A 1,209-nucleotide genomic window follows, 5' to 3' on the forward strand; every position below is an offset into this window, starting at 1 on the left:
CTGCGTAAGTCCTACGGCGACAAGACCGTCCTGGACGGTGTCGACCTGGCCGTCCCGGAGGGCACGATCTTCTCCCTCCTCGGCCCGAACGGCGCCGGCAAGACCACCGCCGTGAAGATCCTCTCCACCCTGATCGGCGCCGACGCCGGCGCGATCCACGTCGGCGGCCACGACCTGGCCACCGATCCGCAGGCGGTGCGCGCCGCGATCGGCGTCACCGGGCAGTTCTCCGCCGTCGACGGCCTGATCACCGGCGAGGAGAACATGCTCCTGATGGCCGACCTGCACCACCTCCCCCGGTCGGAGGGGCGGCGGGTGACCGCCGAACTCCTGGAACGCTTCGACCTCGTGGACGCCGCGAAGAAGCCAGCCTCCACCTACTCCGGCGGCATGAAGCGCCGCCTGGACATCGCGATGACCCTGGTCGGCAGCCCCCGGATCATCTTCCTCGACGAGCCCACCACCGGCCTCGACCCCCGCTCCCGCCACACCATGTGGGGCATCATCCGCGAACTCGTCACCAGCGGCGTCACCGTCTTCCTCACCACCCAGTACCTGGAGGAGGCCGACGAACTCGCCGACCGCATCGCCGTACTCAACAACGGCACCATCGCCGCCGAAGGCACCGCCGACGAACTCAAACGCCTCATCCCCGGCGGCCACATCCGCCTCCGCTTCACCGACCCGGCCGCCTACCAGACCGCCGCCACCGCACTACGCGAAGCCACCCCCGACGACGAGGCGCTCACCCTCCAACTCCCCAGCGACGGCAGCCAACGCGCACTGCGCTCCGTCCTCGACCACCTGGACGCCGCCGGCATCGAGGCCGACGAACTCACCGTCCACACCCCCGACCTCGACGACGTCTTCTTCGCCCTCACCGCCACCACCACCGCCAAGGAGGCTGTCCGATGAGCACCCTCGCCCTCGCCGCCCGCGACTCCCACACCATGCTGCGCCGCAACCTGCTGCACGCCCGCCGCTACCCCTCCCTCACCCTGAACCTGCTGCTCACCCCGGTGATGCTGCTGTTGCTGTTCGTCTACGTCTTCGGCGACGCGATGAGCGCGGGCATCGGCGGCGGAGACAGATCGGACTACATCGCCTACCTCGTGCCCGGCCTGCTGCTGATGACCATCGGCTCCACCACCATCGGCACCGCCGTCTCCGTCTCCACCGACATGACCGAGGGCATCATCGCCCGCTTCC

Annotated in this window: 2 protein-coding genes; both read left to right on the plus strand. The window is 69.6% G+C overall.

Annotated elements, in window-relative coordinates:
• On the plus strand, window positions 1-915 hold a 915-nt coding region (locus tag ACFWI8_RS34890), incomplete at its 5' end, for an ATP-binding cassette domain-containing protein (RefSeq protein WP_387099875.1).
• Window positions 912-1,209, plus strand: a 298-nt coding sequence (locus ACFWI8_RS34895) for an ABC transporter permease (protein WP_387099878.1), incomplete at its 3' end; no start/stop codon positions are given. The genes ACFWI8_RS34890 and ACFWI8_RS34895, both read left to right, overlap by 4 nt.

The organism is Streptomyces sp. NPDC127098 (assembly GCF_042722465.1).
In the GTDB taxonomy this organism is placed as follows: Bacteria; Actinomycetota; Actinomycetes; order Streptomycetales; family Streptomycetaceae; genus Streptomyces; species Streptomyces millisiae.